The organism is Pseudomonas sp. E1BtOHC1, from assembly GCF_058744285.1.
In genome coordinates this window covers 4895320-4914255 of sequence record NZ_CP196023.1, presented here as the reverse complement: position 1 = coordinate 4914255, position 18936 = coordinate 4895320, and the positions used below count along the sequence as shown (strand labels likewise).

The window sequence follows — 18936 nt, the reverse complement described above, 5'->3', positions numbered from 1 at the left end:
CGATGAAAGGCCTGATGTTTGCTGTGTTCTGTGGGGTTTTGCTGATGCCATGGCCAACATGGGCCGTGTCCAAACGTCCTCCGGAAACGCCAGTGACGATCAATTCCGGTCGTCCAATAGCGGACCTTCGACCTCTGTTGGCGGACACCAACAACCTGGAGATCACCCATGTGTTTCTCTGCCGTCGGACCGCCAGCAGGTGTTACGAAACGCTCTGGGATATTGACCTTCCCGACGGCTGGATTCAGCCGCAAATAGAATTGTTGGGCGACTACCCCGGTGCTTTGGTCAGAACGCAGAACCGCAAAGCGCTGCAGCCGGGGGGTAGTTACAACCTCAATATTCATTTCAAGGAGCGCGGTCGTTGGCATAAACAAACAGTTTCCAGCACCTTTTTGGAGTTTTGTCTGATAGACGAAGGGGAGGGGGTAAAAGTCCAGGAATCGGCGCTTTGCCTGGCTCGAAGAAATGCCGAAGAGCGGCAATCACTGCCCTGAATCGATGGGGTGTAGCCCGTAATCTGGATGCTTGCTGTTCATGCCTCAATGAGGATAAGCACGATCAAAGATGAGCTGCAGATGAGGGCTGCCGACGTCGGCCAAAGGGGCAACTGAGTCCTTGGCAAAAATCGAATTCACATTGAAAAAACTGCGTCAGGGTACCAAGTCATGAAGTCTGATATATCGCCTTTATTCCTGTTGATCGCCCTGATCGCAACCTCTGTCCAGGCCGTTTCCAGAATGCCGCCAGCGACCCCGGTCTTGATCAGGGATAACCAGCCTGTCGTTGATCTGCGTCCCCTGTTGGCTGAAACCAACAATCTAGAAATTACGCATGTGCTTGTCTGCCGCCTTGGTGCTCAGCGTTGCGATGAAACGATATGGGACATTGCGCTCCCCGCTGGTTGGCAGCAGCCGGATCTCACCTTGTTTGGCAACTACCCGGGAGCAACCGTAAGGGTTCTCAGACATGAGGCTTTACAACCAGGAGGCAGTTACAACCTGTTCATTCATTTCAACGAGCGGAGCCGACTGCACCAGCAGACGGTCGACAACACCGTTACCGAGTTTTGCCTGGAAGAAAAATCTGACGCCTTGCGCGTCCTGACCCGCGCAGATTGTCGGGCTCGAAGGATCGCAGCGCAACATCAAGGAGGACACGCACGATGAATGACGCCGTTCGAATGAGGACCATTTGCACCGGTGAAGCGATCACCCTGCCAGGCGGTGGCGATGTGCACCTGATCGCGCCACCGCCCAAGCCCTGCGTGACCATCGTGGTGCATGGCGTCAACGACCTTGCCGGCTGCTACGAGCGCATCGAGCGCGGCCTGTGCGAGGGGCTCAACGAACGCCTGGACATGTCGCCGACCCTGCCCAATGGCGTGAGCAATCCAGGCTTGCTGCGCCCGGCCGGCTACAGCTTGCCCGAGGACGATGATGGCAAGGCCAGCAACCCCGACGCGGTGTACTACCGGCGCAAGTTCGGCGCCTCGGCCAACGGCGCCGACAGCCGCAGCGTGGTCATTCCGTTCTATTGGGGCTTTCGCGAGGAAGAGCAGCACATCATCAAGGATGCGCCCCATGGCGAGTGGATGGATCGCAACAGAAACCGCCTGGACAAGGCCGGCACCCTGGAGGGGGGGCATTTCGTCAATGCCACCACCAACCTGCCGGACATGTGGGGCAAGGGCTTCAACGGCAAGCTGTTTGGCTTCATTTCCCTGAATCTGCTTGCCGGAGAGCTGACTCACCCATTGTTCTCCGCACCTGGACGTCGCTACATGGTGCTGGCAGCGATGCGTCTGGCGATGCTGATCAAGATCATCCGCAAGCGCTACCCCAACGACACCGTGAATGTGGTGGGCCACAGCCAAGGCACGCTCATCACCCTATTGGCCCATGCCTTTCTCAATGAAGACAAGGTGCGGCCGGCCGACGGCGTGGTGATGATCAACTCGCCCTATAGCCTGCGCGAACCCAACATGGAGAAGCTTCAGGGCTTTGGCGCGCAGCAGACGGCCGAGGCCCGCCTGGCGACCCTTGATGCCATCCTGAAGTTCATGACCGCAGCGCCCAATCCGTACCCGGCCTTGTCGAGTATCGCCCTCAAGAACTGCCAGGGTTATGGCGCTATTGGCGGGCCTGGCTGGAGCAGTGGCAGCGCCTGTGAAACCACGATTGACGCCAAGCGCATTGCCTTCAACGAGCGCGACAACCGAGGCAGCGTCTACCTGTACTTCACCCCACAGGACCAGACCGTTGGCCTGGCCAACGTCCAGGGGATCGGCTGGCAGGGCGTTGACGAGCACCTGTATGGCAAGCCACTGCGCCGGACTTTGCCGATGAGCTTTCACCAACGAATCTTTACCCTGCGCAAGCGCGGCGGTGAAAAGGAACTGATCGGTTTGCACACGCCGCCCTATGTCTACCCATTGCTGCTCAAGGGGGAGGACACCTGGGAAGACGCCGGTCTGCCGTACAAGCAGCGGATGTCCGTGGCCCGCGCCTCCCTTGAGCAAGGGAAGTCGGTGATGCTGACCGCGCCGTTGTTGCCGGTGCCCGTTGCAACCAACTTTGACGCCGATGGCACGGTGGTCATGCCGGGGGCGGACTCAAACAGTGGCGTCTATCAGGTCAAGGACAAACTGGCGCCTATCGATGCAGCTATCGCAGTAAGCAACAAGGCCTGGTCTCCCGAAAGCGCCAAGCACACCCGGCTGGAGTCGATCGACGAAACCGTCGCCTTCAAGCACGGGCGTGATATTGGCAGCGTTCAAAAGGCCCTCAACGAAGGCAAGGAAATATCTGAAACCACCCATGTGTTTGCCGCCCGAGCGACAGACAGCGGCAAGGTGCTGGTGACGCGTTCAGAGACACCCTACGAGGCACGTCTGCGCCTGCAAAGTGGAGGCAAGAACAAGGAGCACGAGGAAGCGCTGTCTTTTCACTCGGCCATTCCAAACAACCCTGAACATAGCCGGCGAGTGCTGGCGTATGACGTGGCGATAGGGGCGGGTGAGAGCGTGGATGATGTGACGTTTTATGCGTATTTGTGTCGGGTGGCGGATTGGCGGTTGGATTGGGAAATTATTGATGAGTCTGCCAATAAAGACATTGAGGTAGAACAAGACCAGCCAGACGAAGCAGTGGAGGCACTTTATCGTCAAGAGGAGCCTAGGGATTTTGACCTGATTAACTCGACAGCCACGTATCGAGCAACTGGTGAGCTTCCTGATGCCGTGAGGGACCAAATGCCTTCCCTGGTATTCACCCAGTCTCTGGCGGAACGCAAAGCGGGCCATTCCGTCCGTCCTGGAGGGCCCGTCTGATGCGCCGCATGCTTGCGTATGGGGCCCTCTCCGGCTTGCTCCTGACCAGCCAACTGATTCAGGCCGCCGAATCCTCATTGACGTCTATTCGCTGCTTTGCCAGTTCGGCCACGCCCGTGACTGCCTATTCCTCGGCCAAGAAGGCTTCCACCATGACCGTTGAAACTCGCTACCGTGCACCCACTGCTTCGCCTCGTTTGGAAACTCTGGATGTGCTCAGCATTGGCATGAGCCTGGATGTATTTCGGCAAGGACAGGCCTGGCAGGCTTTGCAAGAGCAAAATGCTAAACAGCTCGAGGCTTTACACGTCGGTAGTATCTTGCCCATGGATCCGAAAAAATATCCGGTAATTGCCGATGACAAAGACATGGCTTATGCCAAACGAAAAGCTGATGCATTGGAGTTGGGACTGAAGGTTTTTTTGGAAAAGTGGCCGATTCCTACTATCACGGTGGTTCGCGGCTGGAGCGCTGAAACACCGAATCTGCGTTATGCGCCTGAAAGAACTAGGCGCAGTTTGTCTGTAATGGTCAATAACATGCGGATACCTGCAGGCTTGCATTGGCACCGAATTCGTAATCTTCAGGACGGTGTTATCTGCAATGACTCGCCCGAAGGTTTAGTCGAAAATATATTTCAACTCTTCGAGCTTTATCCTGATCTTCCTGCAGTACTGGTTTACGCCAATGAAGGATTCAACATGTCATATGCGCTTTCCGCCAGAAAGGCTCCATTGATTGGTGGGCCTGGGCCACGTAAACCCGATGAACTCACCGACTCAATGGTCGCCCTGGTCATCGGCCGTCCCGAGCGCGTCGAATGGCTGCGTTACTACGCACCCTTCACCAAGGTCAACAAGAACAGGATCGATCCCGAGTTCACCGGCTGGGGTTGGCGTAAACCTGCCGTGGAGTTCCAACCTTCAGAGTTCATCCCTCAGCCCTGGACCGAACGTGCTCTTGAGCAATGGGACGCTTTACCGGTGCTGGCCCAGATCCATCGCCCGGTCACCGTTTCCCTGCAGCGCCCGGACACCGGCGAACGCCTCAAGCGCGAAGCCCTGAGTGCACAACTAGCCGCAGGCTGGAAAAAAGCCATCGACGGGATTGCCCCAGCACCGGCCCGGTTGTTCTACGATGGCGGTTTGAACAGCGTGCCACTGGCCGAACTGATGCCTGCGCTCACCATTGCCCATAGCACCCTGGATCTGCTGGACTCCCGTGAAAGCTACGACCTGACTCAACGGCTGGGCGATACCGGCGCTGCCTCACCTTTCGTGGGCATTGCCTTGGCCACCATGGCCAGTTACCAGAACGCCGACACCAGTGTGGTGATGCCCCTGCGTCGCAAGGACCAGGCAACCATCATCACCATCACCTCACCGACACCCGGTAAAAAACCTCTCGACAACAGATTCGGCGTCAACCTGATGCCCCAAACCGCCAGCAATGACGACGGCGCCTCGGTAAAGCCTGCATCGGTTGCTCCTGCGGCATCGCGGATGTCGGTTGTGGAAGAGGACTATGCGCTGGAAGAGTTTCTGGCTGAGCTGAGGCCCAAGGACAATTGGATGGATGATCTCTAGCGCTTGCTGATCAAGCTGCGCTGAAGACCCGGGTCAAAGGGAGAGGGCTGTTTCGATGCACCGCATACTGTTGCTGATTGGCTGCTTGTCGTTACTCAGTCAGGGTGTTCAAGCCGCCGAACTGCCCCTGACTTCTGGTCGTTGCTTTGCCAGTTCGGCCACGCCCGTGACGGCCTACACCTCAGACAGGAAGGCTTCCACCATGACTGTTGAACCTCGTTACCGTGCACCCACTACTTCGCCGCGATTGGAAACACTGGATGTGCTCAGCATCGGTGTGAGTCTGGATGTGTTCAGGCAGGGACAGATTTGGAACGAGTTACAGGAAAAAAACTTAAAACAAGAGGAAGCACTACATGTAGGTAGCATTCTGCCTATGGACCCGAAAAAGTATCCAATAACCGCCGATGATAAGGATATGGCCTATGAAAAGCGGGAAGCGGATGCACTTGAGCTGGGATTAAGGGCTTTTTTAGAGAAGTGGCCGATTCCCACTATTACTGTGGTTTCAGGTTGGAATCCTAAAACTCCGAACCTTCGTTTTACACCTGAAAGAACCCGGAACAGCTTATCTGTCATGGTTAATGACATGCGAACTCCTGCAGGACTTCATTGGCATCGCATTCGCAACCTGCAGGACGGCATCATCTGTAATGACACTCCTGAAACCTTGCTGGAAAACCTGTTCCAACTGTTCGAGCGTAACCCTGACCTTCCTGCTGTATTGGTCTACACCAATGAAGGCTTCAGCATGTCCTATGCGCTTTCTGCCAAAAAAGCCCCATTGATTGGTGGACCAGGGCCACGTAAGACAGGTGAACTCACCGATTCAATGGTCGCCCTGGTCATCGGCCGTCCCGAACGTGTCGAATGGCTGCGCTATTACGCCCCCTTCACCAAGGTCAACAAGAACAAGATCGATCCCGAATTCACAGGTTGGGGCTGGCGTAAACCTGCTGTCGAATTCCAACCTTCGGAGTTCATCCCGCAACCCTGGACCGAGCGCGCCTTTGAACAATGGGACGCCTTGCCGGTGCTGGCCAGGATCCATCGTCCGGTCAGTGTTTCCTTGCAGCGTCCGGACAACGGCGAGCGCCTCAAACGCGAAGCCTTGACCACACAACTGGCCGCTGGCTGGAAAAAAGCCACTGATGCCGTTACGCCCACACCGGCCCGGGTGTTCTACGACGGCGGCCTGAACAGCACGCCACTGGCCGAGCTGCTTCCTGCTCTGACTGCTGCCCGCAGCTCCCTGGATCTGCTCGATTCCCGCGAAGGCTACGACCTGACCCAGCGCCTGGGCGATACCGGGGCGGCGTCGCCATTCGTGGGCATCGCGCTGGCCACCATGGCCAGCTACCAGAATGCCGACACCAGTGTGGTCATGCCTCTGCGCCGCAAGGATCAAGCGACCTTCATCACCATCACCTCACCGACACCTGGGCAAAAGCCCGTTGGCAACAAATTTGGCATCAACCTGATGCCCCAAACTGCCAGCAATGACGACGGCGCCTCGGTAAAACCTGCATCGGTTGCTCCTGCGGTATCGCGGATGTCGGTTGTGGAAGAGGACTACACGCAGGAAGCGTTTCTGGCTGAACTTCAGCCGAAGAAAAACGGAATGGATGACCTTTAAGGTCGCAAAGGAGTGGACATGGACATTATTCGACTGGGGGACAGTACCAGTCATGGCGGTACTGTCATTGAGGCATTCAGCCAAACCGACTTGAACGGTAAACCCATGGCGGGCGTTGGGCACAAGGTTGTGTGCCCGTTGTGCAAAGGGGTGTTTCCTATTTCAGAAGGCAGTGCGCTGTTGGATGTCGGTGGTGTTGCGGTGGCCCTTGACGGTATGAAAACCGCGTGTGGTGCCAGCCTGATCGCTAGCGGCCCCAAAGCAGGTGCGCAGTGTTAGTCAGGTAGCGATATTTGCTATCGCCCCTTAGCCCATCACGTTGGCGGGCAGTCCCGTTTTTTTCAGTGGCAGGTTCAATCATCCGCATAGGCGCCAAGGACCTTGTGTTCGATTAGAAAGGATCTGGCACGGGGCTGTTCTTGGTTGTCCAGGTCCCACCTGATGAAGGAATGGAAGTGTGCGGATTTTCCGAAGTGTTCAGTGGCCGTCGATAACGCCATTCTTTTTTTCCGGGGCAGGGACTCGAGTCTGGATGGGGAGAACAGGTTTACATCGAAGACGTCTCTAATGAAGTCGAGGTGTCGAGAGGTCCTGACAATGCTTGCCCAATTGCCAATCTGCTTTTTTCCGGGCCAGAGCAACGGGTGCTCTTGATCCACCAGGTGGTAGCCGCGGGCAAATCCCGTTCCGAAGGCTTGTGTTTCGCGGTAGCCGTACAGGTAGTCAAAGCGATCCAGAAATCCACAGCATGCCGATGATGCAGTGAGCAGGTCTTCAATAGAGAAGATGTTGCTGCTGGCGCTGATCGCTAAGCCACGATCCCGAGAGAATAGGGCGGCCAGTTCGCAGTTGAACACTTCTTCGCATTCATCCTTCGCAAGGACAGGTTGTGAGAAGAGTTCAACGCCTCCGTTCTCAGGATGCAGAAGGCTTTTATGGAGATTTTTCTCCGAGTATTTAACGACTTTCCCTCTGCTGTTTCCAAAGCGATCGACGTTTCTTTCCAGGTTTGCAAAGACACCTCGCAAACTTGAGCTGATCTCAATCAGATCATGGTCGGCGCCGGTAACGGCTTCTCCGGCGAGGAAGTTATAGAGTGCCATGGCGCTTGCCTGTTATTGAGCTGAACCCTTGGGTTGCAATCTGTTCTGCCATCGAGTTGATCCATTGCGTCATCGGGTTTTGCTAGAGCCGTCCAGAACTCTGGTTGGCAACGCCGGCTGTCTCCAGGCGCTGTTCAATGATCAATGGGTCATGCGTCGTAACGATGCCAGGGATGAACATTCCGACTGTCGGGCGAAGTCGATCCCGTGATGTTGCAGGCAGGCGTCTTCATAGGCGATCTGGTCATCGTCAGCTATCGAGGACAGGTAGGAATCTATAGCTTCGAAGCTGCACGCTGGCGGTATGTCAACCGAGAAGAGTGACAGGCTACGCGTCACTGTGCAGTGGGCACCCAGCTGCCGCAGTTTCTTGATGATGTTGGCTTTGTCTTGTGGGTTTTCAGCGAAGACTCTGAGGGTGGAGTGGCCTCCTTGTTGAATAACGACGGTAGCGATCAGCTCGCTGTTTTCCTGTCGCGTATCAATCAGGTCGCCTTTGCTGAGTCCATAAATGTAATAGGGCGTGTTGTCGACGAGGTAGGTGGTTTCGCCTTGCTTGATGCCCCACAGGGACTCGGCGGTGACGGGCGGATAACCGTCAGCATCCTGTTGCAGGATGAAGGTGATCTTGTGAAAGACGTCCTGGTGATGTTGCTTGATGTCCATGGTGTTTGCCCGCTCGAACTGGTCCGACAGTGGTGATAGCCGTTTTGCGCCGAAGAATACCTTATCCCATCGCCTCATCCGCACAGATAGCGGCGGCTACCCGGCGTGCGCCTCGTTGGGCTTGTGAACAATCCCGAGCCTGGAAGCGCTGTCGGGGGAGCCGACTGCGTGGACCATCACACCGGACGTACGTGGCGTTTGAATAATCTCGGGAATAATGCTGTGATTGCGCCCGTCGCGCCCTCCGGGTGGCCGCGCTTTTTTCAGAGACACAGTGAAATGGATAGCCAAGCAATGACAACCAGGACGTCGCAGCTGCCTCCCGGCAGCGATAGGCGCGAGCACCTGGAGGGTATCTCAGCCCATACCGCACTGGTGTTGGAGACCAACAACCTGCGTGGCGGCAAGGATGCAGAGGAGGCCTTGAACAGCCTCAAGCGGCTGATCGCACGCCTTGCCCTGCAGAGCCTGCCACCCCAGAGTTTTGCCCAGTGGGTCATCACCCATGACGGCCTCGATCCTATGGCACGCCAGGCCTTGTGTGCACTGGCCGGACGGGAACTGGACTTCGTCGAGATCGATACTCTTACCGGTTACTACGATGCCAAGAATGTCGGCTTCGACGCGGTCGATCAGGGGCGTTGCCAGTACGTGGTCTTTGCCGATGCCGATTGCATTCCCTGTAGCCATTGGCTGGAGCAGTTGCTCGTGCCTTTTGCCGAGGACGACGCGCCGCTGGCGGTTGCCGGGCGTACCAGTTATGCAGCCAGCGTCGCCGGCAGTGCCCTGACCGCCATCGATTTCATGTATTTCCCCAGCCCCTTGCGCCACGGCGCCACGCGTAACTTCTACGCCAACAACGTGGCCTTTCGCTGTGACACCTTCGAGCAGTACCGCTATGAGCCTCTGGATGGCGTCTATCGCGCCCACTGCCAGGTCATGGGCCTGCGTCTGCAAGCGGCGGGGGTGGCGGTGGCCTATGCGCCAGGCGCCCATACCGAGCATCGACTGCCCGACAGCCATGGCGAAGTGGTCAAGCTGCGCTGGCTCAGGGGCGGCGACAGCGTCGGCCTGACCCCCTATCTGGTCCGCGCCTATATGCCGGGCTGGCTGCAATGGCTTGGACGCAGCGGTCCGATCGGGCCGCTATGCGTGATGCTCGGGCGCCTCGGCTACAGCCTGCGGGCCCTCAACCATCAGGACTTGCCGCCCTTGCGCGGGCTCCGACGTCTTGGGGCGACGCTGGTGGTCATCGGCATGTCGTTGCTCGATACCGCCGGTGCTGTGGTGCGTGGCATGGGCATCAGTGTCGGGCGTCGGAGCGCCGGTCACAGTGAAGCCTTGTCCTATCACCGCAACCTGGATTGATCCGCGTCGCGCCGTACCGTCGCACGCAGGCTGCGTGCCCACAGGAAGACCCCATGAAAACACCTTCGCTCGCTTCATTCGGCTACTCCCTGGCGTGCCTGGCACTGCTGGCACTGAGCGGTCAGGCCACTGCCGCGCCTTCCGAGTTCAGTGGTCGCGGGGTGTATCACTTCGCCTCGGACAGTGGCTGCGCGACCGCCACCCGCAGCGCTGAGCGCGACTGCAACCGGATTGCCCTGGATGTGGCGGATGCCCAGGCCAGCGTCGACCCGCAAACCCGCGCCATCGTGATTGGCGCTGACGACCACCATGACAGCAAGACGGTGATCGGCGACGTGCTGCTGCACGGCAGTGGCATCGCCGCCGATGGCCAGCGTGTGCCGCTGAGCCTGCAGGTGCTGTTGCGGCGCTCGGGCACGAAGTGGAAGTCCGACACCTATGTGCACTCGCCCGTGCGTGGCAAGTTCAGCGACATCGTCCTCGACCCTTATCAGATCAGCGTCCGCGAAGGCACCGCTGAGCGCGTGCTGTTCACCGCCGAGCAGGCGCGCAAGGTCCTGGCGCAGCCGTCAATCGCCGCGCGAGTGGCCAGCTACTTCGTGGTCGTGCGCCCCAGCGATGCCCGGAACCCGGCGGCCGACGACATCACCATCGGCCTGGGTGTCGGGCGGCTGTCCAAGTCGGTGATGCGTGCCAGCTTCAGCGCCACGCAACCGGGCACTGGCGAACTGGACGCGTTACTGGCAACGGGCACCTGGAACCTTAACCTGCAGGCCTTGAGTGGCCAGATTCCGTTGTGGGTGGTTCAACGCCAACTGTTCGTGTTCGGCCTCGAAGACAGTCCTCTGCTCAAGGAGGTGCGCCAACGCGGCCTGAACAAGCGCGACATCCTCGAATTGGGGGCGGTCAACGGCAAGGGCTACCTGCGTTACAACGGCCATGAACAACCCTTTGCCGATGCCGGGGCATCCGGAGCGGCCTTTATGCGTGACAGCTTTATCGGCCTGATCCTGGCCTGGCACCGCAGCCAGCAGGTGGCCACGGCATCCGCCACTGCCCCGCAGCCCGCGCAATGAGTGTGGGTGAAGCGGTCGCCACCGAGGCGAACTTCAGCTGCCTGAGCATGCCTCAGGCCCAGGGCCTGGGGGCGGTGCAGGCGCGCCTGGTGGATCGCATCAAGCGCGCTGCGCTGCGGCGCCTGCACCGTAGCCCCCGCGGGGAGCGCTTGTTGTTGCGCATGTACCTGGCCGGCGAAGACGCCACCGAGCGCACGCTGCTGGAAGACTTGCTCCCCCAGTCACCGCCCTGGCTCGAGCGTCAGGTGCAACAGCATCTGGCCGATGAGCGTCGCCATGTGACGCTGTTTGCCGACGCCTTGCGCGGCCTGGGCGACGACGGCTCGGTACGCCTGGAACCGGACTGGCTCAGCCGGCGCAAGATCCGGCGTTGGCAGCGCCTGGCCCATCGCTATGCGGCACATTTCGCGCATGGCCTGCTGGTGCCGGCCTACGCCACCGGGCTCTGTGCCGAGCAGATGGCCCAGCGGGTATTGAGCCGTCATTGTGCGGTGATAGGGGCCGGGCATGAGCTGTATCCGCTGCTGTCCCGGGTCCTGGCCGACGAGCAGGGCCACGTGCGCTTGTGCGAGAACACCTTGCGCCGCATCGTCGCGCCCCATGAGTCGGCACACCTGGACCTGTTGCTCAAGGACATTCGCGCAGTGGATGCCAGTTTCGGCGTGACCGGTGCCCTGGCCATGTACATCGCCGGTTGGGTCCTGGGCGGTGTGGGCAGCGCGGCTCGATGAGTCAACGGATTCTTTACCTGGCGACCGCCGATGCCCGTGGCCACCTGATGCGTGCGCAGTTGCTGGTGCATGCCCTGCGCGAGGCAGGGGCCCAGGTCGACGTGCTGACGACCTCGGAGCAGGGGCAGCACTTTCTGCAACGCTTCGGCATCGAGGCCGAGCTGCTGTCCAGGCACTATGCGGTGCAGTTCGACAGCGAGCAGAACATGCTGCGCCAGGCCACCAATCGCAATGTCGCCCATTACCTGTTTCGTCCCGGGCGGATGCTGCGGGACATTCTCCATCTGGGGCGCAGGCTGCGCAGTGTGGATCGGGTGATCAACGACTCCTTCCACCCGGCGCTGCTGTACATGGGCATGCTGCCGGGATGGCGACGCAAGGTCGTGCATGTGTACGGTGCGAGCCTCAAGGTGGCGCTGCTGAACAATTTCGCGGGCATGTGGCCGCGTCAGTTCGGGCGGTTGTTCGGCTGGATTGTCGAGCGCCAGATCAACGCGGCGCGAGCCCGCATCGAGCATGATTTCGCCTATGAAGTGGACGACGCCCAGGCGCCGTTGCTGTATCGCCTGCCGACTCCGGTGGCCCTGGCGGCGGTGATGCCGGAACCATCGGCCCCCGGCGCTGCGGTGTACCTCAATCCGCATTTCAGCGAGCCCAGCCTGGCCGATGCCTTGAGCGCGGGTCTGGAGGACGCCGGCCTGGACGGGCATCGGGTGGGCGAGGGCTATGCCGGGCGCCGTGGCTGGCTCGGGGTCGATCCGCACTGGGCCAGTCGCGCCGCCCAGGCACGGCTGATAGTGTCAGCGCCGGGCATGGCGGCACTGTCCATCGCTCGGGTCTATCAGCGGCCGATCATCCTGGTGCTCAGCGATCAGCCCGAACAGACCAGCAATGCGGCGCGTGCCGCCCAGCTACAGCTGCTGCATCGGGTGGTGACCTGGCGCGGCGACGCCGCGGATTTTCGTCGCCAGGTGGCTGAGGCGGCGCAGCAATTGACTGCAGCGGCGGGGGCCGAGTCGACAGCGGCTGCAGGTCGGGCGCGGGCCCAGGGGCGGATCGACGCCTGGGTCAGCCGCCTGCTCAGCCTGTGAGCGCGCCGCTGTGGGCCGTTATCCACCCCTGCACCCGCTAAGCGAGCAGCCATGAGCAATCCCTTACCCAGCCCGACCCCAAGAGCCAACTATCGACAGGCGCTGGTTGCGCTGCTTGGACTGTTGCTGGGCCTGGGCATTTTCATCGGCCTGCAGCGGCTGATCACGCCGCGCTACACCTGGGTCACGCCGCTGGATGAAGAGATTCCTTTCATTGCCCAGTCCTGGTGGTTGTATGTGCTGTTCTTTCCCTTCGTGCTGCTGGCGGCGACCTACGCCAGTGGCGAGGCGTTCAGGGCGTTCAAGAACGCCACGGGCATGGCCTTCGTCATCGCCATCCTGTGTTTCTGGCTGTTCCCCGAACACCTGCCCAGGCCCGATCTTGGCAGCCTCGACAATGCCTTTGTGTATCAGCGCCTGAGCCGCATGTGGCAACTGGACCTGGCGTCCAACGGCTGCCCCAGCCTGCATGTGGCAGTGACGTGCCTGGCCTGCCGTGCCCTTTGGTCTCACCCCGGAAAATGGCTGATCGGCATTACCGGCCTGTTGATCTGCCTGTCGACCCTGACCCTCAAGCAACACACGCTGCTGGATGTCGCAGGCGGCCTACTGCTGGCCCTGGCCTGCGCCCTGGCCACCCAACGACAAGGAAGCCATGCCCGTGTCCCAGCCTAATGCCCGTGCCGGCGACAATCAGGCGCTCAATGCCTTTGTCCCGGCCGCCGAGCTGTTTGTCATCAAGCCCTGGATCGGCATGCTGGCGCTGTTGGCCGACTGGGCCCTGATCGCCGCTGCGTTCGTCTGTGCCGCACGCTGGCCGCACCCGGTCATTTACTTTTTGGCGGCGCTGATCATTGCCCGCAGCCAGCTGGCCCTGGCGGTGATCATGCATGAGAGTGCCCACGGCGTGCTTTTGCGCCGGCAGGCACTCAATGATTGCGTGGGGCAGTTGTTGGCGGCTGGCCCGCTGTTTCTTTCCATGGCGACCTACCGCGCCGGCCACCTGAAGCACCACCGGCAACCGATGCTGCATGACGACCCGGTGATGGCGGTGTTCGGCATGGGGGACTACCCGCTGCCTCGGGGCAAGCTGGCCAGGCGGTTGCTGGCGGACCTGTTCGGGGTGGGCTACTTCATCAGCGCCTACAGATTTGCCCGGGGCGACTACCGCGCCATCATGCCCAAGGTCGACAAGTCTGCGGGGCAGGTGTCCTGGGAGATCTGCTCAATGCTGCTGGGCAATGGCGTGCTGTTCGGTCTGCTGAGTGCGTTCGGGCATCCCTGGCTCTACCTGGGCTTGTGGTTGTTGCCAGCCATCACTTTGCTGCCCTTGATGGGCCGGGTCCGGGCGCTCATGGAACACGCCGGATTGCCCGCCCATGCTGACCAGAGCCAGAACGCCCGCAGCATCGTGCGTCCGAACGGGCAGACCTTCTTCTTCGGTCCCCATGGGATCCACTACCACATCGAGCATCACCTCTATGTGCGCGTGCCGTTCTACCATTTGCGCCATCTGCATGAGCAACTGGCAGCGCGGCAGTTGCTGCCTGCCGGGAATCTCTATGGCGGTTACATCGGGGTATTGCGGGATGTCAGCTACCCGGCGTTGAAGCCGCCGACGGCCTGACTGCTCATGGCATCTGCGCACCCATCCTCCGGATACTGATCGAGGCTATAGGAAGGGAGGTGTAGAAGGCGCTGGGCAATCAACCGGAACAAGGCCATCGGACCCGCCATTGCGGCGGGTCCGACAGTAGCGTCAGAGCTTGGGCAGTTGCCCGATACGCCCGACCATTTCGGTGACGATCTGCAAGTCCAGGAGGAACTGCTCCACGGTCTTGAACTCGTTGTCGGTGTGGCCGGTGTACTTGACTTCGGGCCGCGCCAGGCCGAATTGCACGCCGTTGGGCAGTTCATGCACCGAGGTGGCACCGGCGGAGGTGCCGAACTTGTGTTCCATGCCCAGGTTCTCGCTGGCCACCGCCAGCAAGGCCTTGACCCATTCGCCTTCGGGGTTGCGGTACATCGGCGCGGCGATGGAGGTGTCGAGCTTCACCGCCACCTGGGTCTTCTTGCTCCAGGCCGCCAGCTTGTCGGTGATTTCAGCCTTCAGCACGTCCGGGGTCTTGCCCTTGGGCACCCGCAGGTTGACCGCCAGCTTGAAGGCCTTGTCATCCACGCCGACGAAGGTCGGGGAGGTGGTCAGCGGGCCCATGAAAGCGTCGGCGAAACCGATGCCCAGCTTGTTCCCCAGGTAGTCCAGGCCCCAGTTGTCGGCGGCGTAGCGGGCACCGTCGGTGAACGCGTTGTGCTTGAGGGCGACCTTGCCGTCGAGGCTGTGGATGAAGTCCAGCATCCGCGCCACCGGGTTGACCCCGGACTCGGGTTCGGAGGAGTGGGCGGACACGCCGGTGACGGTCAACTGCACCTCCTTGCCCACCACCTTGGCGGCCACTTGGAAGTTGCCGCCGTTGGCCTTGGCATAGGCGGCACCGGCTTGCTGCAGGCTGGCCACCAGTTCGGCGGGTGTGTCGGTCTTGAGGGTGGCCACCGAGGTGGAAGGAATCTGGTTGGTGGCCAGGCCACCGGTCAGCCCGGTAATTTCCGCGCCCTTGCCCTCGGCGGCACGCCGGGCAAAGGTCGCCATCACCGTGCCGTAGCCTTTCTCGGCGATCACCACCGGGTAGCCGCCATCCAGCGCCAGGTTGTAGTTGGGCGTCGGATTGCGTTCGAAGTAGTAGGGGATGGCGTCGCCGCTGGTTTCCTCGGTGGTGTCCACCAGCAGTTTGAAGTTCCGGGCCAGGGGCAGCTGCTCTTCCTTGATGATCTTCATGGCGTAGAGCGTTACCACGATGCCGTTCTTGTCGTCCTCGGTGCCGCGGCCATACATGCGGTCGCCGATCAGGGTGACCTTGAACGGGTCGAGGCGGGTGCCGTCTTCCAGGACCCAGTTTTCCGGGGTTACCGGCACCACGTCGGCGTGGGCGTGGATGCCGACCACTTCGTCGCCGGTGCCTTCCAGGGAAATCTCGTAGACCCGGTTGTCGATGTTGCGAAAATTCAGGTTGAAGGCCTTGGCCAGGCCCTGGATCTTCTCGGCGATCTTGAGAAACTCGGGGTTCTTGTACTGCGGCACACCGTCGATGTTGAAGGTGGGAATGGCCACCAGTTCACGCAGGGTTTCGGTGGCGGCCTTGCCGTACTTCACCCGGGCGTAGAGGCCCAGCAGGCGATGGATCTCGTTCTGCTGTTCGGCGGACAGGCTCTTGTTGTCGAGAAAGGCGCCAATGGCCGGGCCCAGGTTGGCGTCCTTGCCCACTTCGCTCTTGGCCAGGCTGCCGAGGAACTGACGGAAGTCGCTGACCGAGGCATCACTGAAGGACTTGAGGATGGCCGCGCTCTGTTGCGGGGTGATATTGGCCTGGGCGGCGCTGGAGAACGCGGACAGGCTGGCGAGCATCAGGGTGGCCGCAGCCAGGTGCTTGAGAGAGAAATCCATTGTTGAGGGCATTCCTTTGCAGGCGGTGAGTAGGAACTGTCTGATGGTTCAGACAGAAACGTTCCCAAGCTAACACTACGAAGGAGGGCGGCGGGAGTCCCGGATGTGGGATCTGTCGCACAGAACTGCAAAAGCGGCGCACAAACGAAAGATGTTGCAGAGCGAGGAACAGGGGGCGCCTGGGTGGGCGCCCCCTGTGGGTGAGGCAGGATCAGATGGCAGCGTCCCAAGGACGGTCGCCATGCTCGTCCTTGATGCGGGTCGGCAGGCCCATCACGTCCAGCGCCTTGAGGAACGGCTTGGCCGCCAGCTCCTCGACGTTGACCATGCGCTGCACGTCCCACTCGCCACGGGCGACCAGCAGGGCGGCAGCCACTGGCGGTACGCCGGCGGTGTAGGAAATGCCCTGGCTGTCGGTCTCGGCGTAGGCTTCTTCGTGGTCAGCCACGTTGTAGATGAAGACTTCGCGAGGCTGGCCATCCTTGGTGCCCTTGACCAGGTCACCGATGCAGGTCTTGCCGGTGTAGCCCGGGGCCAGGGAGGCCGGGTCAGGCAGTACGGCCTTGACCACTTTCAACGGCACCACTTCCAGACCTTCGGCGGTCTTGACCGGTTGCTCGGAGAGCAGGCCGAGGTTGCGCAGCACGGTAAACACATTGATGTAGTGTTCGCCGAAGCTCATCCAGAAGCGCACGTTGGGCACGTCGAGGTTCTTCGACAGCGAGTGCACTTCGTCGTGACCGGTCAGGTACAGGTTCTGCGAGCCCACCACGGGCAGGTCATCGGTACGCTTGACTTCGAACATGGTGTTGCTGGTCCACTGGCTGTCCTGCCAGCTCCACACCTGTCCGGTGAATTCGCGGAAGTTGATTTCCGGGTCGAAATTGGTGGCGAAATATTTGCCATGGGAACCGGCATTGACGTCGAGGATGTCGATGGAATCAATGCGGTCGAAATGTTCTTGCTTGGCCAGGGCGGCATAGGCGTTGACCACGCCCGGATCGAAGCCCACGCCGAGAATGGCGGTGACCTTCTTCTCCTGGCATTCCTCGAGGTGCTTCCACTCGTAGTTGCCGTACCAGGGTGGGGTCTCGCAGATCTTGCCCGGCTCTTCGTGAATCGCGGTGTCCAGGTAGGCCACACCGGTATCGATGCAGGCACGCAGCACCGACATGTTGAGGAAGGCGGAACCGACGTTGATGACGATCTGCGATTGCGTCTCGCGGATCAGCGCCTTGGTCGCTTCGATGTCCAGCGCGTTGAGGGCGAAGGCGTTTATTTCAGCGGGCTGTTTGAGGCTGCCCTTGGCCTTGACGCTGTCGATGATGGCCTGGCATTTGGAGATGTTGCGCGACGCGATAGCAATACGACCGAGTTCGTCGTTGTGCTGCGCGCACTTGTGGGCCACCACCTTGGCGACACCTCCTGCACCAATGATAAGAACATTCTTCTTCAATTTATTTACGTCTCCTCGTTACTGTCCGCTCAGGAAAGGCTGGACAGGTAGTCTTCGAAACCAAACTCGCGAACCACTTCGATGCTGCCATCGAGCTGCTTCACGACAATGGACGGCATTTTCAGACCGTTGAACCAGTTTTTCTTGACCATGGTGTAACCCGCTGCGTCGATGAACGACAGTCGATCGCCGATGGCCAGCGGACGATCAAATTGGTATTCGCCGAAGATGTCCCCGGCCAGGCAGGATTTGCCGCACACCATGTAGGTATGTTCACCCGAGCTTGGTGACAGCTTGGCGTTCAGGCGATAGATCAGCAGATCGAGCATGTGCGCTTCGATGGAACTGTCCACCACCGCCAGGTGTTTGCCGTTGTACAGGGTGTCGAGCACGGTCACTTCCAGGGACGCGCTCTGGGTGATGGCGGCTTCGCCCGGCTCCAGGTAGACCTGCACGCCGTACTTCTGGGAGAAGGCCTTGAGGCGTGCGCAGAAGGCGTCCAGGGCGTAGTCCTCGCCGGTGAAGTGAATGCCGCCGCCGAGGCTGACCCACTCCACCTTGTGCAGCAGGTGGCCGAAGCGCTCTTCGATGGTGGTCAACATCTGGTCGAACAGGCCGAAGTCGCCGTTCTCGCAGTTGTTGTGGAACATGAAGCCCGAGATCTGCTCGATGACTTGCTCGATCTTGGCCGGGTCCCATTCGCCCAGGCGGCTGAAGGGCCGCGCCGGGTCGGCCAGCAGGTAGTCCGAGCTGCTCACCTGAGGGTTGACCCGCAGACCGCGGACCTTGCCACTGGAGGCTTCGGCAAAACGCTGCAGCTGGCTGATGGAGTTGAAGATGATCTTGTCGCAGTTGGCGAGCATGTCCTCGATCTCGTCATCGGCCCAGGCCACGCTGTAGGCATGGGTCTCGCCTGCGAACTTCTGCCGGCCGAGCTTGAGCTCGTACAGCGACGAGGAGGTGGTGCCATCCATGTACTGCTGCATCAGATCGAACACCGACCAGGTGGCGAAACACTTGAGGGCCAGCAGGGCCTTGGCGCCGGACTGCTCGCGCACGTAGGCGATCTTCTGCATGTTGCTCAAAAGCTTCTGCTTGTCGATGAGGTAGTACGGCGTCTTGATCATTTCAGGGTCTCCGGCAGGGCCAGCCAAAAAGGTACGCATTGTGCCTTCAGTGCCTGCAGATCGAAAGCTCGGAAATGCATTTTCGCCGGGTAATCATCTGAAAGGCCCTGCCGATCAGTCTGATCGCCATTGGCTTGCGCCCGGATGTCCCCCGACTACAGTCCGGCCCTCGGCAACCCGGGGCTGCAGGCCTTGGCGCTGCCTCGTTTTTTCTTATCCAGGGAGCACATTTTTAGTCATTTTCCTTCGCCGACGTCTGTCGCACC

Annotated in this window: 17 protein-coding genes; 12 read left to right on the top strand and 5 right to left on the bottom strand. The window is 60.3% G+C overall.

Features of this window, described 5'->3' with window-relative positions; translation table 11 throughout:
* The first annotated feature begins 2 nt into the window (after positions 1-2).
* From ACSSVC_RS22115 to ACSSVC_RS22090, 6 genes are all read left to right on the top strand, one after another.
* Entirely contained in the window at positions 3-497 is a 495-nt protein-coding gene (locus tag ACSSVC_RS22115) for a hypothetical protein (RefSeq protein ID WP_053152357.1), read from the top strand.
* Positions 498-668: 171 nt separating this feature from the next.
* Entirely contained in the window at positions 669-1169 is a 501-nt protein-coding gene (locus tag ACSSVC_RS22110; protein WP_404937140.1) for a hypothetical protein, read from the top strand.
* Positions 1166-3331 carry a T6SS effector phospholipase Tle3 domain-containing protein gene (locus tag ACSSVC_RS22105; RefSeq protein WP_492611376.1) on the top strand — a complete coding sequence of 722 codons (2166 nt, stop codon included), beginning with the start codon at positions 1166-1168 and terminating at the stop codon, positions 3329-3331. The genes ACSSVC_RS22110 and ACSSVC_RS22105 overlap by 4 nt, the downstream gene beginning before the upstream one ends.
* Positions 3331-4917: a type VI lipase adapter Tla3 domain-containing protein gene (locus ACSSVC_RS22100; RefSeq protein WP_492611375.1), complete on the top strand. Its 1587-nt coding sequence runs from the start codon at positions 3331-3333 to the stop codon at positions 4915-4917. Before ACSSVC_RS22105 ends, ACSSVC_RS22100 begins: the two co-directional genes overlap by 1 nt.
* 55 nt (positions 4918-4972) lie before the next feature.
* The gene (locus tag ACSSVC_RS22095) at positions 4973-6553 is read left to right on the top strand and encodes a type VI lipase adapter Tla3 domain-containing protein (protein WP_492611374.1); all 1581 of its coding nucleotides are present in this window, start codon (positions 4973-4975) and stop codon (positions 6551-6553) included.
* 18 nt (positions 6554-6571) lie between these two features.
* Positions 6572-6832 (top strand): PAAR domain-containing protein, encoded by a 261-nt coding sequence (locus ACSSVC_RS22090; RefSeq protein WP_346636450.1) that lies wholly within the window; start codon positions 6572-6574, stop codon positions 6830-6832.
* 74 nt (positions 6833-6906) lie between these two features.
* On the opposite strand, the gene ACSSVC_RS22085 is transcribed toward ACSSVC_RS22090, so the two are convergent.
* Positions 6907-7656 carry a hypothetical protein gene (locus ACSSVC_RS22085; RefSeq protein ID WP_492611373.1) on the bottom strand — a complete coding sequence of 250 codons (750 nt, stop codon included), beginning with the start codon at positions 7654-7656 and terminating at the stop codon, positions 6907-6909.
* A 141-nt stretch (positions 7657-7797) separates the two neighbouring features.
* On the bottom strand, positions 7798-8322 hold the full coding sequence (locus ACSSVC_RS22080; protein ID WP_346636448.1) for a DUF4265 domain-containing protein: 525 nt from the start codon (positions 8320-8322) through the stop codon (positions 7798-7800).
* 294 nt (positions 8323-8616) lie between these two features.
* Between ACSSVC_RS22080 and ACSSVC_RS22075 the strand changes: the two genes are divergently transcribed.
* The 6 genes from ACSSVC_RS22075 to ACSSVC_RS22050 are packed head-to-tail and all read left to right on the top strand — an operon-like array spanning position 8617 to position 14215.
* The gene (locus ACSSVC_RS22075) at positions 8617-9690 is read left to right on the top strand and encodes a glycosyltransferase family 2 protein (protein WP_492611372.1); all 1074 of its coding nucleotides are present in this window, start codon (positions 8617-8619) and stop codon (positions 9688-9690) included.
* A 53-nt stretch (positions 9691-9743) separates the two neighbouring features.
* Positions 9744-10766 (top strand): hypothetical protein, encoded by a 1023-nt coding sequence (locus tag ACSSVC_RS22070; protein ID WP_346636446.1) that lies wholly within the window; start codon positions 9744-9746, stop codon positions 10764-10766.
* On the top strand, positions 10763-11497 hold the full coding sequence (locus ACSSVC_RS22065) for a hypothetical protein (protein ID WP_404937133.1): 735 nt from the start codon (positions 10763-10765) through the stop codon (positions 11495-11497). The genes ACSSVC_RS22070 and ACSSVC_RS22065 overlap by 4 nt, the downstream gene beginning before the upstream one ends.
* A complete protein-coding gene (locus ACSSVC_RS22060) occupies positions 11494-12588 on the top strand; it encodes a glycosyltransferase family protein (RefSeq protein WP_492611371.1) in 1095 nt (364 codons plus the stop codon). The genes ACSSVC_RS22065 and ACSSVC_RS22060 overlap by 4 nt, the downstream gene beginning before the upstream one ends.
* 51 nt (positions 12589-12639) lie before the next feature.
* Complete coding sequence (locus tag ACSSVC_RS22055) at positions 12640-13263, top strand: phosphatase PAP2 family protein (protein ID WP_492611370.1); 624 nt, start codon at positions 12640-12642, stop codon at positions 13261-13263.
* Positions 13250-14215, top strand: a complete 966-nt coding sequence (locus ACSSVC_RS22050; RefSeq protein WP_346636442.1) for a fatty acid desaturase family protein — start codon at positions 13250-13252, stop codon at positions 14213-14215. Before ACSSVC_RS22055 ends, ACSSVC_RS22050 begins: the two co-directional genes overlap by 14 nt.
* 132 nt (positions 14216-14347) lie before the next feature.
* Here the strand turns inward: ACSSVC_RS22050 and ACSSVC_RS22045 are convergent, their stop codons facing one another.
* From ACSSVC_RS22045 to ACSSVC_RS22035, 3 genes are all read right to left on the bottom strand, one after another.
* Positions 14348-16087: a dipeptidase gene (locus tag ACSSVC_RS22045; protein WP_346636441.1), complete on the bottom strand. Its 1740-nt coding sequence runs from the start codon at positions 16085-16087 to the stop codon at positions 14348-14350.
* A gap of 211 nt (positions 16088-16298) precedes the next feature.
* Positions 16299-17543, bottom strand: coding sequence for a saccharopine dehydrogenase family protein (locus tag ACSSVC_RS22040; RefSeq protein WP_346636440.1), 1245 nt, complete (start codon positions 17541-17543; stop codon positions 16299-16301).
* 29 nt (positions 17544-17572) lie between these two features.
* On the bottom strand, positions 17573-18670 hold the full coding sequence (locus ACSSVC_RS22035) for a carboxynorspermidine decarboxylase (protein ID WP_346636439.1): 1098 nt from the start codon (positions 18668-18670) through the stop codon (positions 17573-17575).
* Between the last annotated feature and the right edge of the window lie 266 nt (positions 18671-18936).